General features: G+C 63.9%; 11 protein-coding genes. 5 read left to right on the top strand and 6 right to left on the bottom strand.

Annotated elements, in window-relative coordinates; all coding sequences use genetic code 11:
* The first annotated feature begins 3 nt into the window (after positions 1–3).
* The 3 genes from nirB to AC1DZ8_RS26090 are packed head-to-tail and all read left to right on the top strand — an operon-like array spanning position 4 to position 5,654.
* Entirely contained in the window at positions 4–2,454 is a 2,451-nt protein-coding gene (gene nirB, locus AC1DZ8_RS26100) for a nitrite reductase large subunit NirB (RefSeq protein ID WP_477300743.1), read from the top strand.
* Positions 2,454–2,789, top strand: a complete 336-nt coding sequence (gene nirD / locus AC1DZ8_RS26095) for a nitrite reductase small subunit NirD (protein WP_477300745.1) — start codon at positions 2,454–2,456, stop codon at positions 2,787–2,789. The genes nirB and nirD overlap by 1 nt, the downstream gene beginning before the upstream one ends.
* Positions 2,790–2,792: 3 nt before the next feature.
* Positions 2,793–5,654, top strand: coding sequence for a nitrate reductase (locus AC1DZ8_RS26090; protein WP_477300747.1), 2,862 nt, complete (start codon positions 2,793–2,795; stop codon positions 5,652–5,654).
* A 76-nt stretch (positions 5,655–5,730) separates the two neighbouring features.
* On the opposite strand, the gene ftsZ is transcribed toward AC1DZ8_RS26090, so the two are convergent.
* A complete protein-coding gene (ftsZ, locus tag AC1DZ8_RS26085; protein ID WP_477300749.1) occupies positions 5,731–6,711 on the bottom strand; it encodes a cell division protein FtsZ in 981 nt (326 codons plus the stop codon).
* A 250-nt stretch (positions 6,712–6,961) separates the two neighbouring features.
* On the opposite strand from ftsZ, the gene AC1DZ8_RS26080 reads away from it, so the two are divergent.
* Positions 6,962–7,231 (top strand): DUF6916 family protein, encoded by a 270-nt coding sequence (locus AC1DZ8_RS26080; RefSeq protein WP_477300751.1) that lies wholly within the window; start codon positions 6,962–6,964, stop codon positions 7,229–7,231.
* 73 nt (positions 7,232–7,304) lie between these two features.
* Positions 7,305–7,883, top strand: coding sequence for a 2OG-Fe(II) oxygenase (locus AC1DZ8_RS26075; protein ID WP_477300753.1), 579 nt, complete (start codon positions 7,305–7,307; stop codon positions 7,881–7,883).
* Between the two features lie 15 nt (positions 7,884–7,898).
* Here AC1DZ8_RS26075 and AC1DZ8_RS26070 read toward each other — a convergent pair whose 3' ends face one another.
* From AC1DZ8_RS26070 to AC1DZ8_RS26050, 5 genes are all read right to left on the bottom strand, one after another.
* Positions 7,899–8,429 (bottom strand): N-acetyltransferase family protein, encoded by a 531-nt coding sequence (locus tag AC1DZ8_RS26070; RefSeq protein WP_477300755.1) that lies wholly within the window; start codon positions 8,427–8,429, stop codon positions 7,899–7,901.
* Positions 8,430–8,439: 10 nt separating this feature from the next.
* Complete coding sequence (locus AC1DZ8_RS26065) at positions 8,440–8,967, bottom strand: phage tail protein (protein ID WP_477300757.1); 528 nt, start codon at positions 8,965–8,967, stop codon at positions 8,440–8,442.
* 8 nt (positions 8,968–8,975) lie between these two features.
* Positions 8,976–9,497, bottom strand: coding sequence for a phage tail protein (locus AC1DZ8_RS26060; protein WP_477300759.1), 522 nt, complete (start codon positions 9,495–9,497; stop codon positions 8,976–8,978).
* Between the two features lie 12 nt (positions 9,498–9,509).
* Positions 9,510–10,016, bottom strand: a complete 507-nt coding sequence (locus AC1DZ8_RS26055) for a phage tail protein (RefSeq protein ID WP_477300761.1) — start codon at positions 10,014–10,016, stop codon at positions 9,510–9,512.
* Positions 10,017–10,134: 118 nt separating this feature from the next.
* The gene (locus AC1DZ8_RS26050) at positions 10,135–22,650 is read right to left on the bottom strand and encodes a beta strand repeat-containing protein (RefSeq protein ID WP_477300763.1); all 12,516 of its coding nucleotides are present in this window, start codon (positions 22,648–22,650) and stop codon (positions 10,135–10,137) included.
* Between the last annotated feature and the right edge of the window lie 261 nt (positions 22,651–22,911).

The following is a 22,911-nucleotide window of genomic DNA, read 5'->3' as shown; positions in this document are numbered from 1 at the left end:
GCCATGAGCGAAAAACTCGTCATCATCGGCAATGGCATGGCCCCCGGGCGCATGCTGGAGCATCTCCTGGAACAGGCGCCGGGTCGCTACACAGTCACCATCTTCAACGCTGAGCCGCGGGTGAACTACGACCGCATCATGCTGTCGCCGGTGTTGTCCGGCGAAAAGGCCTATGAGGAAATCATCATCCACGGCGACGGCTGGTACATCGCCAACAACATCACCCTCTACAAGGGCCACAAGATCATCGCCATCGACCGGGAGGCGAAGACCGTCACCTCCGATCACGGCGTCACCGAGCCCTACGACAAGCTCGTCATCGCCACCGGCTCGGTGCCCTTCATCATTCCGGTGCCCGGTCATGATCTGCCTGGCGTGCTGACCTATCGCGACCTCGACGACGTGCAAGCCATGATGCTTGCCGCCCAGTCGCGCGCCAAGGCCGTTGTCATCGGTGGCGGCCTGCTTGGACTCGAGGCGGCAGCAGGTTTGAACGCCCAAGGCATGGACGTCACCGTACTGCATGTCATGCCGACGCTGATGGAGCGCCAGCTCGATCCGGCCGCCGGCTATCTCCTGCAGCGCGCTGTGGAACAGCGCGGCATCAAGGTCGTCACCAAGGCCAACACACAGGCGATCACTGGAAACGGCAAGGTCGGGCAGGTGGAGCTGGCTGATGGCACCATCATTCCGGCGACGCTGGTGGTGATGGCGGTCGGCATCAGGCCGAATTCGGCGTTGGCCAAACAGGCCGGCATCGCCGTCAATCGCGGCATCGTCGTCGACGCCGGCATGCGCAGCAACGACCCTGATATCTACGCGCTCGGCGAATGCGCCGAGGTCAACGGACAGGTCTACGGGCTGGTGGCGCCGCTCTACGAGATGGCGCGCGTTGCCGCGAGCCAGCTTGCAGGTAACGAGGCGGCGGCCTTCGTCCATATGGACACGCCGACCAAGCTCAAGGTCACCGGCATCGACCTGTTTTCGCTCGGCGACTTTGCCGAAGGCGAGGACCGCCAGGAGATCGTGCTGCGCGATGCCGCCGCCGGCGTCTACAAGCGCCTGGTGCTGAAGGACGATCGCATCATCGGCACCGTGCTCTACGGCGAGACGGCGGACGGCGCCTGGTTCAATGATCTCAAGAAGAAGCAGACAGACATTTCTGAGATGCGCGACACGCTGATCTTCGGCCAGTCCTACCAGGGGGGTGCCCCGCTGGACCCTATGGCGGCCGTTGCAGCCTTGCCGGATGATGCGGAAATCTGCGGCTGCAACGGCGTCTGCAAGGGCAAGATCACCGGCGCGATTTCAGGCAAAGGCCTGACTTCGCTCGACGATGTGCGCGCCCACACCAAGGCCTCGGCCTCCTGCGGCTCCTGCACCGGGCTGGTCGAGAAGCTGATGGTGCTGACCATCGGCGACAAATACAACCCGGCCGCCGTTCAGCCTATGTGTGGCTGCACCACACTCGGCCATGACGAGGTTCGGCGGCTGATCATCGCCAAGAGCCTGAAGACCATTCCGGCCGTTATGCAGGAGTTGGAATGGACGACCTCCTGCGGCTGCGCCAAATGCCGCCCGGCGCTCAACTACTACCTCGTCTGCGACTGGCCCGACGACTACGCCGACGACTACCAGTCGCGCTTCATCAATGAGCGCGTCCACGCCAACATCCAGAAGGACGGCACCTATTCGGTGGTGCCGCGCATGTGGGGCGGCGTCACAAACGCCGCGGAACTGCGCGCCATCGCCGATGTCGTCGACAAGTTCGAGATCCCGATGGTCAAAGTCACCGGCGGCCAGCGCATCGACATGCTGGGCATTCGCAAGGAAGACCTGCCGGCGGTGTGGGCCGATCTTGGCCAGGCCGGCTTCGTTTCAGGTCATGCCTACGCCAAGGGGCTGCGCACGGTGAAGACTTGCGTCGGCTCCGACTGGTGCCGCTTCGGCACGCAGGATTCGACCGGCCTCGGCATCCGCATCGAAAAATTCATGTGGGGCTCGTGGACGCCGGCCAAGGTCAAGATGGCGGTGTCGGGCTGCCCGCGAAACTGCGCCGAGGCAACCTGCAAGGATGTCGGCGTGATCTGCGTCGACAGTGGCTACGAGATCCATTTCGCCGGCGCCGCCGGTCTCGACATCAAGGGCACCGAAGTGCTCGGCCTCGTGAAGACAGAAGACGAGGCGCTCGAACATATCGTGGCGCTGACGCAGATGTATCGCGAACAGGGCCGCTATCTCGAACGCATCTACAAATGGGCCAAGCGCATCGGCATTGCCGAGATCAAGCGCCAGATCATGGACGATGGCGAAAAGCGCAAGGCCTATTACAACCGCTTCGTCTTCAGCCAGAAATTCGCCCAGGTCGACCCGTGGTCGGAGCGCGTCTCCGGCAAGGACAAGCACGAGTTCAGGCCGATGGCTTCGGTCGGGTTTGCGCAGGCGGCGGAGTGATGGAGATGAACTGGATTGCAATCGGCGCCATCTCCGACATCCCCCGCCGTGGCGCGCGTTGCGTCGACACGCCGGAAGGCAAGATCGCCGTCTTCCGCACCGCTGACGATCAGGTCTATGCCATTGACGACCATTGCCCGCACAAGGGCGGGCCGCTCAGCCAAGGCATCGTGCATGGCACGGCGGTGACCTGTCCCCTGCACAATTGGGTGATTTCGCTGGAGACGGGCAGGGCGCTCGGCGCCGATGAGGGGGCGGTGCGCACCATTCCGGTTAGGATCGAAGGCGAGCGTCTGTTCATCGCGCTGGAAGCGCTGGCCAGCCGCGCGGCCTGAATCATGGAAATCGACGCAGCGCGCGAGGTGAGGACCACCTGCCCCTATTGCGGGGTGGGTTGCGGCGTGCTGGCGAAGGTCGCCGCGGACGGTGAAGTCAGCGTCCGCGGCGATCCTGACCATCCGGCAAATTTCGGCCGGCTCTGTTCGAAGGGTTCGGCCCTTGCCGAAACCATCGACCTCGATGGCCGGCTGCTCCATCCGGAGATCGACGGTCGCCGCGCCGGTTGGGACGATGCGCTCGATCTGGTTGCCTCGACCTTCTCAAAAACCATCGCCGAGCACGGTCCGGATTCGGTCGCCTTCTATGTTTCCGGACAGCTGCTGACTGAGGATTATTACGTCGCCAACAAGCTGATGAAAGGTTTTGTCGGCTCGGCCAACATCGACACCAATTCGCGGCTGTGCATGGCCTCATCGGTGGCCGGCCATCGCCGCGCCTTCGGCTCCGACACCGTTCCGGGCACGTACGAGGATCTTGAGCTCGCCGACCTGATCGTGCTGGTCGGCTCCAACCTCGCCTGGTGCCATCCCGTGCTCTACCAGCGCATCGCAGCTGCCCGTGAAAAACGGCCAGAGATGAAGATCGTGCTGATCGATCCGCGCCGCACCATGACCGCCGACATTGCCGACATGCATCTGGCGATCGCGCCGGATGGCGACGTTGCTTTGTTCACCGGGTTGCTCGCCTGGCTCGGCCAGCACAACGCGCTCGACCGCGGCTACATCTCAGCGCACACCGCCGGTTTCGGCCAGGCGCTTTTTGCCGCCTCGAAACTCGACCTTGCCGGTGTCGCCGCCGCCACCGGCCTCAGCGAGGATGAGCTTGGCCGCTTCTACAGCCTGTTCGTGGCCACCGCGAAGACCGTCACCGTCTACAGCCAGGGCGTCAACCAGTCGTCGTCGGGCACAGACAAGGTCAATGCCATCATCAACTGCCATCTCGCTACCGGCCGCATCGGCAAGCCAGGGGCAGGGCCGTTTTCGGTGACCGGCCAGCCCAATGCCATGGGCGGCCGCGAGGTCGGCGGCATGGCCAACATGCTCGCCGCCCATATGGAGATCGAAAACCCCAAGCACCGTGACCGCGTGCAGCGCTTCTGGAATGCGCCGGCCGTTGCGCAAAAGCCGGGCCTGAAGGCAGTGGAAATGTTTCAGGCGCTGGCCGACGGGCGCATCAAGGCACTGTGGATCATGGCCACCAACCCGGTCGATTCCATGCCGGACGCCGACGCCGTCGAAGCGGCGATCAAGGCTTGCCCGTTCGTCGTGGTGTCGGATGTGCTGGCCAGGACCGACACGGTCCGCCACGCCCATGTCCGGTTGCCCGCCGCCGCATGGGGCGAGAAGGATGGCACCGTCACCAATTCAGAGCGCCGCATCTCGCGCCAGCGCGCGTTTCTGCCGGCACCCGGCGACGCTCGGCCGGATTGGTGGATCATTGCGGAAGTGGCGCGGCGGATGGGGTTTGGCGAGGCGTTTTCGCATGCCGCCCCTGCCGAGATTTTTGGCGAGCACGCGGCGCTGTCGGGGTTCGAGAATGATGGCGCGCGGGATTTCGATATTGGCGCTTATGGTGAAATGGACGCGGTGGCCTACGAGGAGTTGGCGCCCTTCCAATGGCCAGCGTCGGCTCGCGGCACCCCCCTCTGTCCTGCCGGACATCTCCCCCTCAAGGGGGGAGATCAGCCCGCACCCCGGCCTTCGCCAATGTTTGGCGTCGCAGAACAGGCGGCGAGCCCGAAGCTGCCAATCTCCCCCCTTGAGGGGGAGATGTCCGGCAGGACAGAGGGGGGCGTTCAAGCTCGACATCAGCCGGAGCGAGCCGTACCTGGTCCCTCCGACACCCGCTTCTTCGCCAACGGCAATTTCTATACCCCCGACCGCAAGGCGCGCTTCATCGCCATCCGCCCAACGGTCGAAATCCGAACCAATCCGGACTATCCGCTCATCCTCAACACTGGCCGGGTCCGCGACCACTGGCACACGATGACGCGGACCGGCAAAAGTTCACGCCTGTCCCAGCACATCGCCGAGCCGTTCGTCGAAATCCATCCGGCGGATGCACAGCAACACGGTATCGGCGATGCCGACATCGTGCGTGTCTCCAGCCCGCGCGGCGAGGTGCTGGTGCGCGCAATGATCACGTCCCGCCAGCGCCGCGGCAGTCTGTTTGCGCCGATGCATTGGACCGACCAGTTCGCCGCCAAGGGCCGCCTCGACACGCTCACCGCGCCGCTGACTGATCCTGTTTCCGGCCAACCCGCCTTGAAACACGTCGCGGTTCGGCTTCAGAAATTCGCTGCAAAAGCCTTTGGCTTCGCTGTGACGCGACGACGTCCCGAGGCGATCGACGCCGACTACTGGGCAGCAGCCCGCTGCAAGGGCGGCTGGCGGGTCGAACTCGCTTTTGCCGACGGCGACATCGACTGGGCAGGTTTCGCCCAGGCCCTGTTCGGCGCGCCGCCTGAAACCGAAATGCTCGCTTACCACGACCGCGACGCGGGCCAGCACCGTATCGCCGCCTTCGATGACAACCACCTCGCCGGGGCCTTGTTCGTTGCGCCCGGCCCGGTTGCGGTATCACGCGGCTGGGCAGCGCAACAGCTCGAGGAGGTGCACGCCAGCCAGCGCGAACGCTTCCGCATCGTCGCCGGCCGCGCCGGAACTGAGCGGCCAGATGCCGGTGCGATCGTCTGTTCCTGTTTCGGCGTCGGGGTCAACCAGATCGTGGCGGCAGCGGCGGCCGGCTGCACGACGGTCGATGCCATCGGCGGCGCGCTCAAGGCCGGCACCAATTGCGGCTCCTGCCGGGCCGAGATCAGGGCGATCATCCAGGTCAATCGGGTTCAGGCCGCAGAGTAGATGCGCTCCGGCGCTTGGAGTGTCGATGCCTTCAGGTGCTGCGCTCTAATCCAAGATCCACAGCGCCGGGCCGCGCCTACTGTGGCATCTCAAGTCCCGGCCGCAATCCTGTCGCGACGACTGAGACCCGGAATTTTCCGGCGAGTGCCCGGTCGAATATCGCGCCAACGATGATGTCGGCGTCGGCGTCGACCTCCTCGCGGATGCGGGTGGCGGCCTCATCGACTTCGAACAGCGTCATGTCCATGCCGCCCGAGATCGAGACCAGGACGCCCCTGGCGCCGATCATCGAGGCTTCGTCGAGCAGCGGGTTTGCGATGGCCGCTTCGGCGGCCCTCTTGGCGCGGCCCTCACCCGTGGCTTCGCCGGTACCCATCATCGCGCGGCCCATGTCGCGCATCACCGACTTCACATCGGCGAAGTCGAGATTGATCAGCCCCTCCTTGACGATGAGGTCGGTGATGCAGCCGACGCCGGAATAGAGGACACGATCGGCCATGGCGAAGGCGTCCGCGAAAGTCGTCTTGGCATCGGCGATCCTGAACAGGTTCTGGTTGGGAATGACGATCACGGTATCGGCGCATTCGCGAAGCCGCTCGATGCCCTCTTCGGCCGCTTGCATGCGGCGTTTTCCTTCGAAGGTGAATGGCTTGGTGACGACCGCCACCGTCAGGATGCCGGCTGTGCGCGCAGCGTTCGCGATGACGGGCGCGGCACCGGTTCCGGTTCCGCCCCCCATGCCGGCGGTCACGAAACACATATGGGTTCCCGCTAGGTGGTCCCTGATCTCGTCGATCGACTCCTCGGCAGCCGCGCGGCCCACCGCGGGCAGCGATCCGGCGCCCAGGCCTTCCGTGACATGGGCTCCCAACTGGATCAGCCGCGATGCCTTGGACATGGTGAGAGCCTGGGCATCGGTGTTGGCGACGATGAATTCCGCCCCCTGAAGATTTTCGGCAATCATGTTGTTGACCGCGTTGCCGCCACCACCGCCGACGCCGACAACGGTTATCTTCGGCCGCATTTCAGAGATGACGGGCCTTGCCGCGGTGCTCATCGTCTTGTCTCCTTGGAATCGATCGACAAAAAATTCATCCCGGAACGCGCCGTTTGAACACGCCAGGAGCAAGAATCAGCTTCTACAGCCTTGGCGCAGGGAATCAGAGGGCGAACTTCGCGGCAAGACATGATGTAGCGCTCGTATCATATGCGCCTGGTCGAGCCCACCACATGGCGTCCGCCTATGGACAGCGCGCCACGGAGCAGCGACATTGGCGGCTCACAGCAGGCGAACCAGGGCAGGTGGCATGGCATCGGTTTCGGATTTCGAGCAGGGGCAGAGCTTTTCCGTCGAAGCCGGCGGCAGGACGATCGCGCTGCAACTGAGCGCGGTAAAACCCATTGCCAACAGCCCGCGCGAGGGTGGCGGCTTCACGCTGCTTTTCAGGGGGCCGCGCGACATAGCGCTGCCGCAGGCCACATATCACCTCACGGGCGATACCATCGCCGACGACATCTTCATCGTCCCGATTTCCGTCGACGCCGCCGGCTATGTCTACGAGGCCGTCTTCAACTGATCTTCGGCGGCTAGGCCGGCAAGGGCGACGACCAGACCATCAGGTCACTCCGGAAGCGAGGACGGCTCGGAACATGATCGACTATATTGAGATGGCGGGTGTGCTTTCCGAAGCAGCATGCAGCGCGCTGTGCGCGGAAATTCGGGCGGCGCGCGGCCGTCCGGCTGGCCTGATGGGGCGGCCCGACCAGAAGCCGGCATGGCCGGAGGTCCGCAAGACCAAGCGCGCCGAGATCTCGCCGGCCAGCGAAGCGCGGGTGGTTACCCTTTTGGCGGAGCAGAAGACTGCGCTGGAGCGGCATTTTGGCCTCGCGCTGGGCCATGCTGAGAAACCCCAGTTTCTTCACTACCGGGAAGGTGATTTCTTCGTGCCACACCAGGATGGCAACACTCCGCTCATTCACGACGACTCGCGTTTCAGAAGGATCTCGGCGGTGATCTTTCTCAACCGCCAATCGGACGATCCTTCCCCCGAAAGCTACGCAGGCGGCTCGCTGGTCCTGCATGGTCTCTATAGCGGTCCGGACCTGCGCGTCGCGATGCCTGCATTGCCGGGTTCTCTGGTCGCATTTCGCTCGGAAACAACGCACGAAGTCACACCGGTCACACGCAACGAACGTTTCACCATCGTATCCTGGTATCGCAGCGCGTGACGATCGGCACAGCCGTCACTGCGGCGAACGGATCATCAGGTCGTAGACGCCCTTGTCCTCGGCAACCGTGAAGCCGAGCCGCTGGTAGAGCCGTCGCGCCGGGTTATTCTTCTCGACATGGATCGAGACCGACTTGCCGACAGTGGCCGCCTCATCAATGAGATCGGTGAGCAGCGCACTGCCGAACCCCTTGCCGCGGTGCGCCGGCAGCAAGGCGATGTCGATGATGCAATGCTCGCTCGGCGAGCGCTCGACATAGAGGCGGCCGATGTCTTGCCCAGCCTGCTCGATCACCAGCCAGTCGGCATTGGGATAGTATTTTTGGTAATGCGCGTGCTGCGCTTGAAACTGCATCTCGAGGAACGCCGTTTTCTGCGCGTCGCTCCACGGTGTGACGGCAAGTTCTTCGGCGCGGGTCGAGGCGTAGAGTGCCGACAGGAACGGCAGATCGGCGCCCGCGATCGGGCGGAACGTCAGGCCAATCCGTGCCGCGCGCGCCCAGCAAAATGGAACTCGCGCGCCGTCCGCGATCGGAAACCGGATCATGGAGTGGCGCTTACGGACGCGCCGGAAAAACGCCTTGCATGGCGATGATGAACGTCATCGCCAGATAGGGAGGCAGGTTGTTGTGAGGCAACGTACTGCCCGTCATGCTCAGCGCCTGGGGGTCCATCTGGACCAGATTTTGCGACGTGTTGTTCTGATACAGCATTCCGCCCCCCGACTTCCCCAGAACAACCGCATCGGTCAGAGTTCCTTGGGCGCCATTCTCGGTGGATATCGCGACAAAATGATTATGTTGCGGCATTTCCGTCTGCAGAAGGGTAACGGACGTTTCGCCACCCGTCTCGCCGAGAAACCGCTCCGACAATCCGTTGCCCTGTCCTTGCGCCATGGGTGCGGAGCCGGCCATGTTGGGCAAAGCGAAGGTCGACTTGCCGTCGCCGCCGTAGTACGTGCCCAGCAGTGAAAACAGCGCCGTATTCTGCGAGATTGGCAGCAGCTGACCATCGCAGGTCGCCCAACCAGTCGGGGCGAAATCTCCGGCAAAAATTCGTATTTCGGCGACGAACGGATTGGTCATGACAATCTCTAGCTTTGCTGAGGGAAGATGCCATACAGCGAGATGATGAAACTGACGGCGAGGAACGGCACCATATTGTCGTGAGGTTGGCTGCCGCCGGTCGGCGAAATGGCTCCGGCGGCCATGTTGCCATCAGGTGCGATACCCACATAGGGCGTCAGCAGGCTCGATGTCGCCAGGACACCGCCGGACGGACCCGGATTCTTGGCGATATTCGACGAACCCGTCCATGTATGGGAATGGTTCGGCATTTGTTGAGTTGAAACAGTGACGGATTCGACCCCGCCCAGTTCTCCGAGTTGATAGGTCTGGCTGACCAGCGGGCCTTTGCCAGCATGGACGGGGATGCGGGATGCGAGGTTGGGCAGGGCGAATGTTTCCTCCCCGTCGCCGCCATAGGTCGTACCGATCAGAGTAAACAAGGTTTCGTTCTCGGAGATCGGCATCAGCTGGCCTTGGCAGAACGCCCAGCCATTCGGAGGGAAATTGCCGCCGAACATCCTGATCTCGCCGACAAAAGGTTGGCTCATCGAAGCGTCCTCTTAATTTCGCGACGGGAAAATGCCTTGCAGGGCAATGATGAAATTCAAGACGAGATACGGCGATCTGTTCTCATGCGGCTGACCGCCACCGACGAAAGTGATGTTTTCCTTCGCCATAGCCACCGCGCTGCCAGGCGGTTGATAGATCGGGCTGGCGCTCGCCCCCAACAGTGCGCCGGATGGATTGTTGACGTTGCCGGCAGTGTTCGATGCGTTGACGAAATGGTTGTGTGTCGGCATTTCGCCGAGCGTGAGCGTGTGAAACTCTTCTCCGCCCTGACCGCCGACAACTGCACCGATAGGGCCGCCGGTATGAACAGGCGCGCGTCCCCTGACATCCGGAAGAGCAAAGTTTGTCTGGCCGTTGCCGCCGTACTTGGTGCCAAGAAGTGAGAACAATGCCTGGTTCTGGTTAATCGGCAACAACTGGCCGTTGCAAAATGCCCAGCCGCGCGGAGCATAGTTCCAGGAAATGATCTTGACTTCACCTAAATAAGGCTCACTCATCCCGGTTCCCCTCGGTTCGCGGCTTACTGTCTGAATTCTTGTATTATGCCTAACTAAGGCAACAAGTCGATATCAGATTTATAAAATATATTTCCCAAGGTGGAATCCAAGGTTGCGATTACGGCGTGGCTGCAGGCAGCAGTGGCAGCGGCTGGCTGAAGAACGTCCGGCCGTCCGTCAGCGCCGTTGCCCCGCCATTGACGGCTTCGATACCTGCCTCGTTCGCCTGCGGCACGTTGATGGTGCCGTCGGCGGCGCCGAGGCCGTCCGCGAGGAAGCGGATGGCATTGGCGTTGTTGACATTGGTGATGGTGTTGGCGTGAACGTCGGCATTGATGATGGCGCCGGCAAACGTGGCGGTGACCGTGATGCCGCGGCTGTCGGCATTGTCGCGAATGATATTGTTGGTTACCGTCGCGTGCACGGTGCCCGGCTGGACGAGTTGCGAGATCGTGATGCTGTCGCCACCGCTTACGCCGTTGACGCCGATGCTCTGGATGATGTTGTTGTCGATCAGCACCTTGGCGACGCCGAGGCTTTCATGTCCAATCCGGATGCCAGAGCCGGCTACCGATCCCGAGGTTGCCACGCCTTGCGTACCGATGACGTTGTTGGCGATGATGCCGTCGAGCGTCCGGGCGAGGTCGCCGCTGCTGAACACGTTGATGGCGTTCCCTTCGCTGTTGGTGACGGTGTTGTTCTTGACGGTGAAATTCAGATTGCCGCCCGTGCCGGCGCCGGCATTGCTGCTCTGGGTGAGGTTGATGCCGTTGTTCAGGTTGTTGAAGAGATTTCCCGTGGTCTCGCCGATGTGAGCGTTGACGGTACCGTCATTGGCAATGACGAATAGGCCGGTTCCAGGGATGACGCCCGGCCCGGGATAAGCGTTGTTGCCGGTAAAGGTTGCGCCGTCCACGGTCAGCGTCATCGTCGGCGTGCCGGCGACACCGGCGCCGTCCGCTTCGAAGATGAAGTCGCTGCCGGCATTGTCGGAGGCGCCGTTGTTTGAGAACGTGCCGCCGCTCACCACCAGATTCGTCAACGTGCCGCCGGAATTGATGACCTGCACGTTGTGGGTGAATGAGTTGGAGACAATAAGGTTGGTGAACGTGGTGACGTGCGAGGCATTGCCGGTAAGTTCGTTGAACAGGATTCCGGACTCGGTGTTGTTATCGGCATTGCTGTTCAGGGTCAGACCGTTGAGTACCACACCGTTGACCCGCAGGCCCTTTATGCCGTTGCCCGCATTGTCGCTGATGATCATGTTGCTCAGGCTGACATCCTGAGTGTCGGTCAGGCTGACGCCGTCGCCGGTCGAGTTCTGGATCGTGCCGCCGCTGCCCGCCGTCGCGCCGGTGCCGGTCACCACCAGATTGCCGCTCGTACCGGTGTTGTTGAGCACGATGCCGTTGGCTGCGCCATTGGACGCAATGCTCCTGAACGTCACGTCGCTGACGCCGATCGTCGTGTTGGCGATATTGAGGGCCGTGCCCGTGCCGGACGCGATGGTGTTGCCGGTGCCCTGCACCGTCACCGTGCCGCCGCCCGTGGCATTGAAGCCGGCGCCGCTGGTGGTGGTGATGGCCAGCCCGCCATTGGTGAAGTCGATCGTCGCGCCGCCATTGTCGGTCAGGCTGACGCCCGCCGCCGTCGTCGAGGTGATCGACTTCGAAGCGCCGGAGAAGGTGATGATGCCGGCGGCATTGTCGTCCATAAAAATGCCGACCTGGCCCGCCACATTGTGCGTGATGTTGCCCGACAGCGTGATGTTGCCCGCGCCCGCTGCGCGATCCTGGATGTCGATGCCACGGCCGGTGCCGCTGGTGATGGTGCCGGCATAGGTGAATGCCGCCGTGCCGCCGCTGTTGGCAGTGCCTAAGCCATCGCCGATGCGGATCACCGCGCTGGTGCCGCCGACCAGCGCGCCGGTGCCGAGATCGATCGCGCCGGCACCGATGACGGTATCGAGGATGACGGCGCTGGTGGCGCCGGCGCTCTTGTTCGTGGAAGCGAAGGTCATGCCGCCCGCGCCGATGGCGACGGTGTCAAGATTCACGGCGACGCCGCCCGTCGTGGTGATCGAATTGCCAGCACCTGTCACGGAGATCGTGCCGCCACTCGTGGCGTTGAAGCCGGTGCTGGTGGTGGTGTTGATCGCCAGCCCGCCATTGGTGAAGTTGATCACCGTGCCGCCATTCGCGGTCAAATCGACAGCGTTGTTGGCGCCGGTGGTCAGCGTTTTCGTGGTGCCGCCGAAGGTGATCGTGCCGCTTTGATTGCTGGTGGCAAGGATGCCCAGGCCATTGTCGTTGCGGGTGATCGAGCTGGCGGAGTCGAACGTGACCGAACCGCCATTCATGCCCCGGATGTTCACGACGTTGCCGCCCGGGTTGGTGATGTCGACATTGTTCAGGTTGACGGTCGCGCTGACATCGTTGTTGGGCGGCAGGCCCTGATCGCCGTCGATGACGAAGGCATGGTTCGTCGCGCCGGCGGCAGTCTGGATGGCGACATTGTTGAAGGTGAAGGTGCCGGTCGCGTTGTTCGCCGCATCGCCGAGGATGGTGATGCCGCGCGCTCCGGTGAGGCTCGCATTGTTGACGGTGACGTTGCCCGCCGCGCCGTCGATGAGTATGCCGGTGCCGGTGGCCGCCGAGTTGTTGAGGCCGTTCACCGTCGCGGTTGTGAAATTTATCGCACCGCCGGTCGTGTTCGCGATCGCGATCATGCGCTGGCCGGCGGTTGCCTGGGTGATGGTGCCGGCATAGGTGACGGTGGCGCTGCCGCCACTGACATCGAACGATGTGCCCGTCGCGCCGCTCAGCGCACCGGTGCCGAGCGCGACCGTGCCGGTGACATTGGTCAGCGCGACATTGTTGACGCCGCCGGTCGACGTGGTCGAGGTGAAGTTGACGCCGGCAGCGATACCGTTGAGGTTGACCGCCTGCGCGCCGGTGGAATTCACCGTGCCGGTGGTGACATTGACCGTGCCGCCATTGCTGGCGCTGAAGCCGGTCGTGCCGTTGCTGACGATGTCGAGGTTGGCGAAGCTGACCGTCGAGGCGGTGCCGTTGTTGTCGATCGAGACGGCGGTGCCGGTCAGCGCCGTGGTCGTGCCGAGAGCGACGCCGCCGGTGAAGCTGACCGTGTTCGCCGCTGTCGCGCCGGAAACGCTGATGCCGCTCGCCGCGCCATTTGCCACGACCGCCCCGGCAAAGGCGAAGCTGCCGCCAGTCCTGGTCGCGATGGTGACCGCCGTGCCGGTCGACGTGCTGGCAACAAAGCTCGCCGCGTCGAAGGTGATGGCAGCGTTGCCACCGGTGACCTTGATCCCGCCACCGGCGCCGCCCGTGACATCGACATTGGTAGCCGTAATCGTGCCCTGGGGACCGGACGCGCCACCGAAGACGATACCGGTTCCCGTCGCCGCCGTGGTGACATTGACGTTGGTCAGCGTCGTGGTGCCGGTGGTGTTGCGCAGGTCGAAGGCGATGCCGGTGGCGCCTGTGCTGCTGACGTTGGTGATGGTGGTGCCCAGCGCATTGACGATGACGTCCGACGCGTTGTTGGCGAATGTCACATTGCCGATCGTCGTGTTGGTCGACGGCGTGATCTCGACGCCGGCGGTCAAGAAATTTCGGATCGTCATATGGCTGATCGTGGTGCCGGAAGCACCGGCGCCATTGTCCTTGATGCCGCGCGCCGCGCCCGCCGGGCTGCCGTCGAGGATGAAGCCGTCGATAATGTTGCCGCTGGCGCCGAGCGTGATGGCGTTGCTGCCGGCACTTGTCGTCAGGGTCGCCGCGCCGTCCGGCGTCTGGTCGATGATCGAGATGTTGTTGCTGGCCAGCTGGATGGTTGAGGGTACCGTCAGCGCCAGGTTGATGTTGCCATTGCCGAAACCGCGCACCTGCTCGCCGGTGGCCAGCGCCAGCGTGTCGTTGCCGTTGCTGCCCTGCGCGGTGATGACGCCGCCATTGTTGACGAGAACGATGATGTCGGTCGCCACCGCCGCGGCTTCGGCCGTCGAGAGCGTGGCCAGATTGTTCTGGTCGCGCCCGCTGCCGTCGCCGGTCGACGTCGCGCCAACGAAATAGACCTTGCCGACACCGAAGCCGAGGCCTGGGGTCGCCTGGAAATTCACGTCCTGGAAATTGTAGGTGCCGGCCACCGGCGCGCTGGAAGCGTCGATGCCGACATTGGCGCCGATGGTCGAGAGCTGGTCGATCGCCGATTCGCCATCGCCATAGGTGAAAGCAAGGTTGGTCGCGCTGTTGAGGAACACGCCGGTGTTCACGCCGGCAATGCTGGAACTGGCGCCGCCGGCCGCGGCGTCGCCAAGGCGGACCGTCTGGCCGCCAATGGCGCCACGCAGGTCGATGCCGATCGAGGTGCCGGCGGCGGCCGCGTTGGTCACGTCGAAATCATTGGCCGTTATCGCCGCATTGATGGTGGCGCCGTTGAGATCGAAGGCCACACCCGTGGTGCTGTTCAGGCCGATGTCGAGATCGTTGAAGGACAGCGCCGCGCCAAGCGAGCCGGAAACATCGACGCCGCGCGTGGTGATGCCTTGCAAATTGACCGTGCCAAGCGCGATGGCGCCGCCGCCGGACGAGGCGATGTTGTTCAGCGAGATGCCAGTCGCCGCGCCATTGACGGAGATGGAGCTGAAGTTGAGGCCGCCCGCGCCGATCGTCGCGCCGCTGAGGTTCAGCGCGGTGCCGCTGCCGGTCGAAATCGTGTTGGCGCCGCCGGTGACGCTTATCGTGCCACCGCCGGTGGCGTTGAAGCCGGTGCCGGACGTGGTGGTGATCCCCAATCCGCCACCGAAATTGATCACGGCTCCGGTGTTGGCAATCAGACTGACTGCCGGGCTGGCGCCGGTGGAAAGCGTCATGGCTCCGTTGAAATTGAACGTGCCGCCACTGTTGGTGTGGACATCGATGCCGTTGTCGAAGCCACCGGTGGCGCTGAGGTTGCCCGACAGCGTGACCGTACCGCCGGTGACGCCGGAGATGTCGACGATATTGCCGGCGGTGGTCTTGGTGACCGTGCCGCCATAGCTGACGGTCGCGTCGCCACCGCCGAGCAGGAATGCGACGGCCGACGCGCCGGTCAGCGAGCCGGAACCGAGGCCCACCGTGCCGGTGACGTTGGTCAGGCTGACATTGTTGGTGCCGCCACCAGACGATGTCGAGTCCAACGCAATGGTCGCCGCGACGCCGGAGAGGCTGATCGCCTGGCCGAGGGTTGAGTTCACCGTCTCGGCACCGCCGGTGGCGGTGATGCCCATCGTGCCGCCGGTACCGGCGATGCCGGTGCCGGTCGTGGTGTCGATGGTCAGGCCGCCGGTGAAGCTGGTGGTGCCGCCGCTCTGCGACAGGCCGACGCCGCTCGCCGTATCGATGTTGGCGAGGCCGGTGACGTTGACCGTGCCGGATACCACATGGATGCCGCCGCCGGCGGTGGCGGTGTTGTTGACCGTCACCGCGCCGAAGGTGAACGTGCCGCTGTTGGCGCCGGTGACGTCGATGCCGAAGCCGCTGGTGCCGGTGATGCTCGTCGCGCCGGAGACATTCACCGCCCCGGTGAGGCCGTTGAGGATGATGCCGCTGGTGCCGCCGCTCGAGGTGATGCTGTCGAAGTTGACGCCGCCGCCGCCGAGCGTGCCTTGCAGCGACAGCGCCGTCTGGCCCGTCGCGTTGATCGTCGTGGACCCGGCATTGGCGACGGTCAGGACATTGAGGCCCGACAGGCTGAGGCCGGTGGTGGCGGACGTCGTGATGTCGAGGCCGCCGTTGAAATTGACCGCGGCTGCCGCGCTGCCACCCGAAATCGAGACGCCATTGCCGCCGGTGATGGTCACCTGGTCGGTGAAGGTCACCGCGCCGCCGGTGCGGTTGGCGATACTGATACCGCCACCGGTCAGCGTTCCCGGCGTTGCGCTGTTGGGCAGGATGCCGCGCGAGACCGAGATGGTGCCGGTGCCGCCATTGACGTCGAGCAGCGTGCCGGCAACGTTGATGTTGTTGTTGATGACCGACAGATTGCCATTGAGGCCGGCAACCTGGATCGCCGTCCGGCCTGCCGCGACATTCGAGATCGTCACGCCTTCGATGGTGATGCCGCTGGCATTGCTGAAGCCAACCGCGCTCTGGTCGATCAGGAAGGCGGCACCGGTGGCGCTGCTGAAGTCGAATGCGGTGTGGCGCACGGCATTGTCGCCGAGTAGCTGCATCAGGTTGGCCGTTCCGCTGACCACGGCCTCGTCGCCGGTGATGTTGCCGCCGGTGGCGCCGAGATTGCCCTGGACGTTGGCCGGCTGGATCGTGCCGGTCGAAACCACATTGCTGTTGCCGAAACCGGTGATCGTCTGGCCAGAATCGAGCGTGAAGGCGGTGGCGCCAAGATTGATCGTGCCGACGAAGGCGAAGTTCTGCGCGCCGGTCAGCGCATCGGCGGCGGCGAGCGAAATGGTGTTGACGCCCATGCTGAGATTGCCGGTCGTGCCGGCGGCGATGAAGCCGCCCGACTGCGAGACCAGCGTGACCGAACCGGGCGCTGTGGCAAGGTTGGCGCTGCCGGTGAAGAACACGTCGTCGAAATCGTAGTTGCCGAGCGTCGGATCGAGACCGACCGTGTTGACGGTGAAGCCGCCGGCGGCGGCGATGATGAAGGATTCCAGCCCGTCGGTGGAGTCGCCGTCGCCGAAAGTGAAGGTGGCGTTGGCTGAGGTCGCGGTGGTGCCGCCGGACGACAATTCGACGCCGACGCCAAGATTGTCGATCTTGGACCCCTGCAGGAAGGTGATGACCTTGTTGCCGGTGGTCGACGACAGGTCGATGCCGCGCGAGGTCAGATCGCCAAGACCGGTGATCGTCGTCAGGCCGAAATCGGCTGTCGTGGAGGAACCGCTGAAGTCGATACCGGTCTGGTTGGCGCCGACATTGTCGATGGTCGTCGTGCCGAAGCTCACATCGGCATTGGTGCCGCTGAAATTGATGCCGGCCGTATTGGCGGCGGCGCCCATCGTCACCTTGGTCGTGCCGAGCGTGACAGAGCCGGAATTGCCTGAAATGTCGATGCCGTTGCCGCCGGCGCCGCTCACCGTCACCGCTCCGAAGGTGGCGCTGCCGGCAACATTGGCGACGGACAGGCCGTTGCCGGTCGCGTTGGTGACAGAAAGCGCCGCGGTGGCGTTGAAGGTCGCGCCGACGCCGAGCCCGCCGATCACCGCACCGCCGCCGCCCGTCGCCGTCAGCGTCGAGCCCGTGAAACTGATCGTGCCGCCGCTCGGTGCCGTCGTCGAGCCGATGTTGAAGAGATTGCCGGTGCCGGTCGAGGTGGAATTGCCGCTGAAGGTCACCGAACCACCGGTGATGCCGTCGACCTTCACCGCGGTGCCCGGCGCGGTGGCCGAGTTGGAGATGCCGGCCGAGACCGTGATCGCCGCGCTGCCGCCGGATACGACCACGCCGTCGCCGCTGCCGGAGTTGGTGATGGTGCCGCCAATGCCAATCGTGCCGGTGTTGTTGGTCAGGTTGACGTCGGCGCCGGAAACCAGCGTTGTCACCAGATTGTTCACATTGACCGTCGCGGCGCTGCCTTCCACCACGAAACCGGCGCCGCCGCCAATGACCGTGTCGATCGTCGTCGTGCCATTGAAGGTAACGGCGTTGGCAACGTTGGTGAGGCGGATGGCGTCGCCATTGACGCGGTTGATGTTGACGGCACCGAAGGTGATATTGCTGCCGATGGTGTTCTGGATGACGATGCCCGTCGCCGCCGCTCCGCCAGAGCCGTCGACAGTGACACTGTCGAAAGTAAACCCTTGCGCGATGACCAGGGTGTTCGGGCCGCCCTGCAGTTGAATACCTCTTTCGGCTAGCCCGGCCCCCGTTGTAACCGTGTTGCCGGAGCCTGTGACGCTCAGTATTCCGCCACCGACGGAGCTGAAGCCAAAGCCGCCGTCGGTCGTCAGGTCGAGCCCACCGGTGAATTTGATCGTACCACCCAGATTGTTGGTCAGGTCGATCGCGTTGGCGGCGCCGGTGCTGGCGGTAATCTTGCCGCCGAAGGTGGCCGTGCTGCCGCCGGACATGGCATTGATCTTTACCGCGCTTGCCGCGCTGGTCTGGTTGATGGTGCCGTTGTAGGTCAGGTCCGGCTGGGCATTGTCGATGTTGAACGCCACGCCCGTCGTATTGGCAATCGAGCTCGCGGCGTCAAAGTTCAAGGTGCCTGTAGAACCACCAACGAGGTTGATGCCTATACCAGCGCCATTGATATCGAAATTCGCAAAAGTGGCGTTGCCACCGAAATTATCAAGCGATAGGGCGGTTCCGGTGACGCCACCGATCGTCGTCGTGCCGCCGAAGGTGACCGCAGCCCCGTTATTGTCCAGAGCGATGCCGTTCTGAGCCGCCTGGATTGTTAGGTTGGTGACGCTGACGGCGCCCGAGGCGGCGGTCAGGTTGACGCCGGTGACCGCGCTTTCGATGGTCACGCCGTTGATCGTCACGCCGACGGAGCCGGCCCCGTCAATCGCAGAGCCCGAGCCGGCGTTTCTGACGCTGAGATCGGCGACGCGGTTACCGTTGGCCAGGTTGATTGCGCTGCCTGTCGAGTTGTTGAGCGTGGCGGCGCCATTGCCGAACGGATCGACTTGGGTGCCGGCGGTCACGACCTCGGTGCCGGTAACGTTGGCCGGAGGCCCGCCCAGAGCGATCGTGTTGCCGTTGGCAAACGAGACGATCTGCTGGCCGTCGGCAAGCGTAAAGCCGTCGGCATCGGTGCCGAGGTTTCCGTTGCCGTCATTGACGAGGACGAAAATGGTACTGGCATCGGTCGTCAGATCGTCGGCAGCCGCCGCATTGATCAGGTCATTGACGCTGGCGCCGGTGCCGGAACCGGTATTGGCGGCACCGACGAAGACAACGTTGGCGGCATCGAACAGCTGCGGGCCGACCAGGTGCGTGGCGTTGAAGGCATAAGTGCCGCTGCCGGCCATCAGGCCGCGCATGTCGAGCGAGGCGGTGGTGCCGGTGATCGTGCCGCCGCCGGTGGCGCCGAAGGAGAACACCGTGTTGGCGGTGGTTCCGGCTGCCCCATGCGTGCCCATCTGCACGCCGGTATCGGCCGTAATTGTTCCGGTGCCGATCGTGACCGAGCCGCCGGTCGTGCCCGACAGGTCGATGCCGGTTGAGGTGGCGCCGCCGAAGACGGTGAGCGAATTGGCGGTAAAGGTCGACTGGCTGCCTGACAGGTCGAGGCCGGTGGCCTCGACGCCGCCAATAAATATCGTGCCGAAGCCGATCGTGCCGTTGACGCCTTGAACGTCGATGCCGTTGAGGCCCGGCAGACCAATTTCCGCATAGCCGAAGCTGACGGCGCCGGTGTTGCCGTTGAGCGCGATGCCGTTGCCAAGCACCTGGCTGATGAGCACATCGCCGCTGAACCCGACCGTTGCCGTGCTCCCGCTGACCGAAATGCCGTCGCCCGTGGTGCTATCGATCGTCGTCGGGCCGGTGACGCTGAAGCTGCCTGAGACACCCGAAAGGCTGACGCCGGTCGTGCCGCCGACCTGGCCGATATTGTCCAGCGTGACGTCGAGCCCGATGTTCGTGGCCTGGAAGGCGGCTGTCGTGTTGTTGCTGACGATGCCGCCTTCGATCGAAAGCGAGCCGGTGCCGGTTGACGTGGCCTTGACGCCATTGCCGCCATTGCCGGTCGCATTGAGCGTCTGGAAGCTGGTGATGGCGTTGCCGTTGATCAGCAGGCCATCGCCGGTATTGTCCGACAACGTCGTCGTGCCGGTGAAATTATACGTGCCGTCGCCCTGGATCGACAGGCCAGCGCCGCCATTGCCGGTCGAGCTCAAATCGCTGCCGGAAACGCCGTTGGTGCCGTCGAACAGCACGCCGTTGAGGTTGGCGCCGGACACGGTCATGCCCGTCAGCGTGACGCCGGTGACGCCGCTGCCATGGATGCCGTTGGCGGTGCCGCCCGAGATGTTGAAATCCAGCAGCGAGCTATTGCTGGCCAATGTGACGACGTCGCCGCTGCCCGAAGCGGTCAGCGTCGCCGCGCCCGCGCCGTCCGAGACGGTGGAATTGTGCTGGACATTGTCGCCGACGACGTTCATCGGCACGCCGCCGAGCGAGAAGGTGCGGCCGCTGCCGAAGGACGCCAGCGTCTGCCCTGCGTCGAGCGTGAAGCCGTCCGTATCGTCGATGAGGCCGCGATTGACCAGCACGAAGATGGCCTGGCCGTCCGCGTTGGCGTCCGCATCGGCAATCGTGGCCAGATTGTCTAGGGACGACCCGTCGCCGGTGCCGGTCGCCGCCGCGGCGACAAAGAGCAGATGCGCCACGTCGAATAGCTGCGGCCCGTTGAACTGGGTCGAGCCGAAATTGTAAAGCCCGGAACCGGGGTTCAGCCCGCGTGCGTCGAGTGAGGCAAGGTTGCCGCCGATCGAGCCGCCGCCGAAGGTGAACTGGGCGTTGGCGGTGTCGGCCGGCGAGCCGGCAATGCCGAGCCGCACGCCGGTGCCGACATTGGCGATGGTGCCGCCATTGGTGATGATGATCGTGCCGCCGTCGGTCTGGGCGAGATCGATGCCGATCGAATTCGTGCCGCCGGTGCCGGTTATGTTCAGCGACTGCGCCGTGAAATTCGTCGCGCTGTTCGAGAAGTCGAGGCCGACGCCAGCGCCAAGGCCCGCAATAACGATGTTGCCGGCAATCACCGATGTATTGGCGCCGGCAAACACCATGCCGTCGGCGAGGGGATTGGTGATGTTGATGTCGCCAAAGCGGATCGCCGCCGGCGATTCCGTGATCGCAATGGCGGGTCCGGTGGTGCCCGTCGCATTGGTCGCGCCGGTGACGGTAAAGCTGCCGGAGACATGGTCGAGGACAACGGCCGACGTGCCGCCGGTCTGGGTGATCGAATCCAACACGATATGGGCGGTGATCGGATCGATGAAGACGCTGACGCCGTCATCGCCGAGCGCCTTGTTGCCCGACACCTGGCCGCCCGTAATGGTGATCGAGCCGGCGACCCCGGTGCCCTTCACGGTTATGCCGGCATCGTTGTTGTCCAGGGCATTGAGGGTGGCGAAGGTGTAGGTGCCGTGGCCGGTTGCGTCCAGGCCGTCGTCGCCATTGCCCTGCAGCAGCGTCGTGCCGGTGAAGTTGTAGGTGCCGTCGCCTTCGATATGCAGGCCGTCGAGGCCGTTGCCGGTCGCGGTGAAGTTCGAACCTTTGACGCCGGTCGACGTGCCGGTGAAGCTGGCGCCATTGCCGCCGGTGCCGGTGACCGTGACGTTGGTCAGCGTAGCGCCGGTGATGTTGTTGCCGAAAACGCCGTCCTTGCCACCGGTGATGGTGATGCCGCTCAGCGTGTTGCCGTTGGCGAGCGTCAGGACATTGTTGGCGGGATTGGTGCCCTGAATGGTGCCGTTGGAGCCGCCGAAATTATAAGTGCCGATGCTGCCGTCGGCGAGCTTCGCCTGGACGCCGCCGCCACCGCCGATGACGATCTGGCCGTTGGCGAGCGTCACGCCGGCTGTCGTAATGTTGCCCTTGCCACCGAGCGCGACGACAACGCCATTTGCGCCGGCGCCGGCGACTGCATTGTCGAGCGTGGTGGGGTCGCCGATCGTGCCAAGGCCGAGCGCGTCGTTGTCGCCATCGGCGAAGAAGAACTGGCCGAACGCCGAGTTGGTGGCGGCGTTGATCGCGACACGCGTGGTCGAGCTTGTGACCTTGTCGTGGCTCTCGATCCGGACGCCGATGTCGCCGCGCACGCGCTCGTTGAGACGTTTGCGCAGGCCGGGGCTGACCGGGTAGACTGGCTCGGTGCCGTCATCGACCGATGAAGTGGTCTGGTCGAAAGCGTTGAGCGGCACCGTCAGCCGGATGCTGCCGGCGAACTGGGTGTCGTCGCGATTGTCGTTGCGCACCTCGCCGGTGAAGGTCAGCGACGTGCCTCTGCCGATGACGTCGCCGATCGAGTATTCCAGGCCGGCCTTGGCGCCGGTGATGCTGCGGTCGTCGCCATCCGGATCGCCGAAATGGTAGGCGCCGACATCGAAGCGCAGCGAATGGTTTTCAGGCAGGTCGAGCGGCACCTGGACGCCGATCTCGCCCTCTATGCCCCAAGCCGCGTAGTCGCGGTGGTCGATGGCCGATATCTGCTCGATCAGCTGATGGCCGACCAGCGAGAGGCTGGACTCTTGCCCGCTCGAGTGGCGGTCGCCGCTGATCGGCAGATAGACGTTTACATGCGCGTCATATTTCGAGGTGATGGCCTCGAGGCCGAGCGTCGAGGCGACGAACTGGTGGCTGTCGTGATTCTGGATGTTGAGGTAGGCGTAGCCGCCGACCATCAGATCCGGATTGACGATGCGGCGAACGCCGAGGCCGACATCCTGGCCGAAGCCGTCGTCGAAATCGTATTTCGAGCGCACATCGAGGAAGAGAACGGATTCGAGGTTCTGCTTCAGCGGCAGGAAGCCCTCGATGGCCGTGTTGCCGCCATTGTTGTTGGCGCCGATGATGGCGCGGACCTGTGGCTGCCACAGTCCATTGTCACCCGCCTGCGCGGCTATGCCGGAAAGGGCAAGTGCCAAGGTGGAAAGTGCTGTTGTCTTCCACAAATGCCTGGAAAAGCCTGACCGGCGATACTCAGTATTCGCCCGGAAGCGTCTTCCGTGCGTCGCCATGTCATTGATTTGCCGAGTTTTCTCGGTCGTCTCCATCCCGTACGGACCCCGTGGAGTACACGCTCGGCGCGAATATTTATCCGAATCCTACTGTATAGCGAGCGCCGATTCTTCTTTTTACACCTACAAGATTGCAAAGTTGTTTATTGTGGCAGCAAGGCAACAGTA

The sequence above is a fragment of the Mesorhizobium sp. P2_F7 genome (assembly GCF_056403695.1).
Note: the sequence above shows the minus strand (reverse complement) of the source record. Positions and strands in the feature narration are given on the sequence as shown.

What these genes read in the sequence shown, in the direction of transcription:
- nirB (WP_477300743.1), top strand. Translation starts at nt 4, where the DNA reads ATGAGCGAAAAACTCGTCATCATCGGCAATGGCATGGCCCCCGGGCGC.
- nirD (WP_477300745.1), top strand. Translation starts at nt 2,454, where the DNA reads ATGGAGATGAACTGGATTGCAATCGGCGCCATCTCCGACATCCCCCGC.
- AC1DZ8_RS26090 (WP_477300747.1), top strand. Translation starts at nt 2,793, where the DNA reads ATGGAAATCGACGCAGCGCGCGAGGTGAGGACCACCTGCCCCTATTGC.
- ftsZ (WP_477300749.1), bottom strand. Translation starts at nt 6,711, where the DNA reads ATGAGCACCGCGGCAAGGCCCGTCATCTCTGAAATGCGGCCGAAGATA.
- AC1DZ8_RS26080 (WP_477300751.1), top strand. Translation starts at nt 6,962, where the DNA reads ATGGCATCGGTTTCGGATTTCGAGCAGGGGCAGAGCTTTTCCGTCGAA.
- AC1DZ8_RS26075 (WP_477300753.1), top strand. Translation starts at nt 7,305, where the DNA reads ATGATCGACTATATTGAGATGGCGGGTGTGCTTTCCGAAGCAGCATGC.
- AC1DZ8_RS26070 (WP_477300755.1), bottom strand. Translation starts at nt 8,429, where the DNA reads ATGATCCGGTTTCCGATCGCGGACGGCGCGCGAGTTCCATTTTGCTGG.
- AC1DZ8_RS26065 (WP_477300757.1), bottom strand. Translation starts at nt 8,967, where the DNA reads ATGACCAATCCGTTCGTCGCCGAAATACGAATTTTTGCCGGAGATTTC.
- AC1DZ8_RS26060 (WP_477300759.1), bottom strand. Translation starts at nt 9,497, where the DNA reads ATGAGCCAACCTTTTGTCGGCGAGATCAGGATGTTCGGCGGCAATTTC.
- AC1DZ8_RS26055 (WP_477300761.1), bottom strand. Translation starts at nt 10,016, where the DNA reads ATGAGTGAGCCTTATTTAGGTGAAGTCAAGATCATTTCCTGGAACTAT.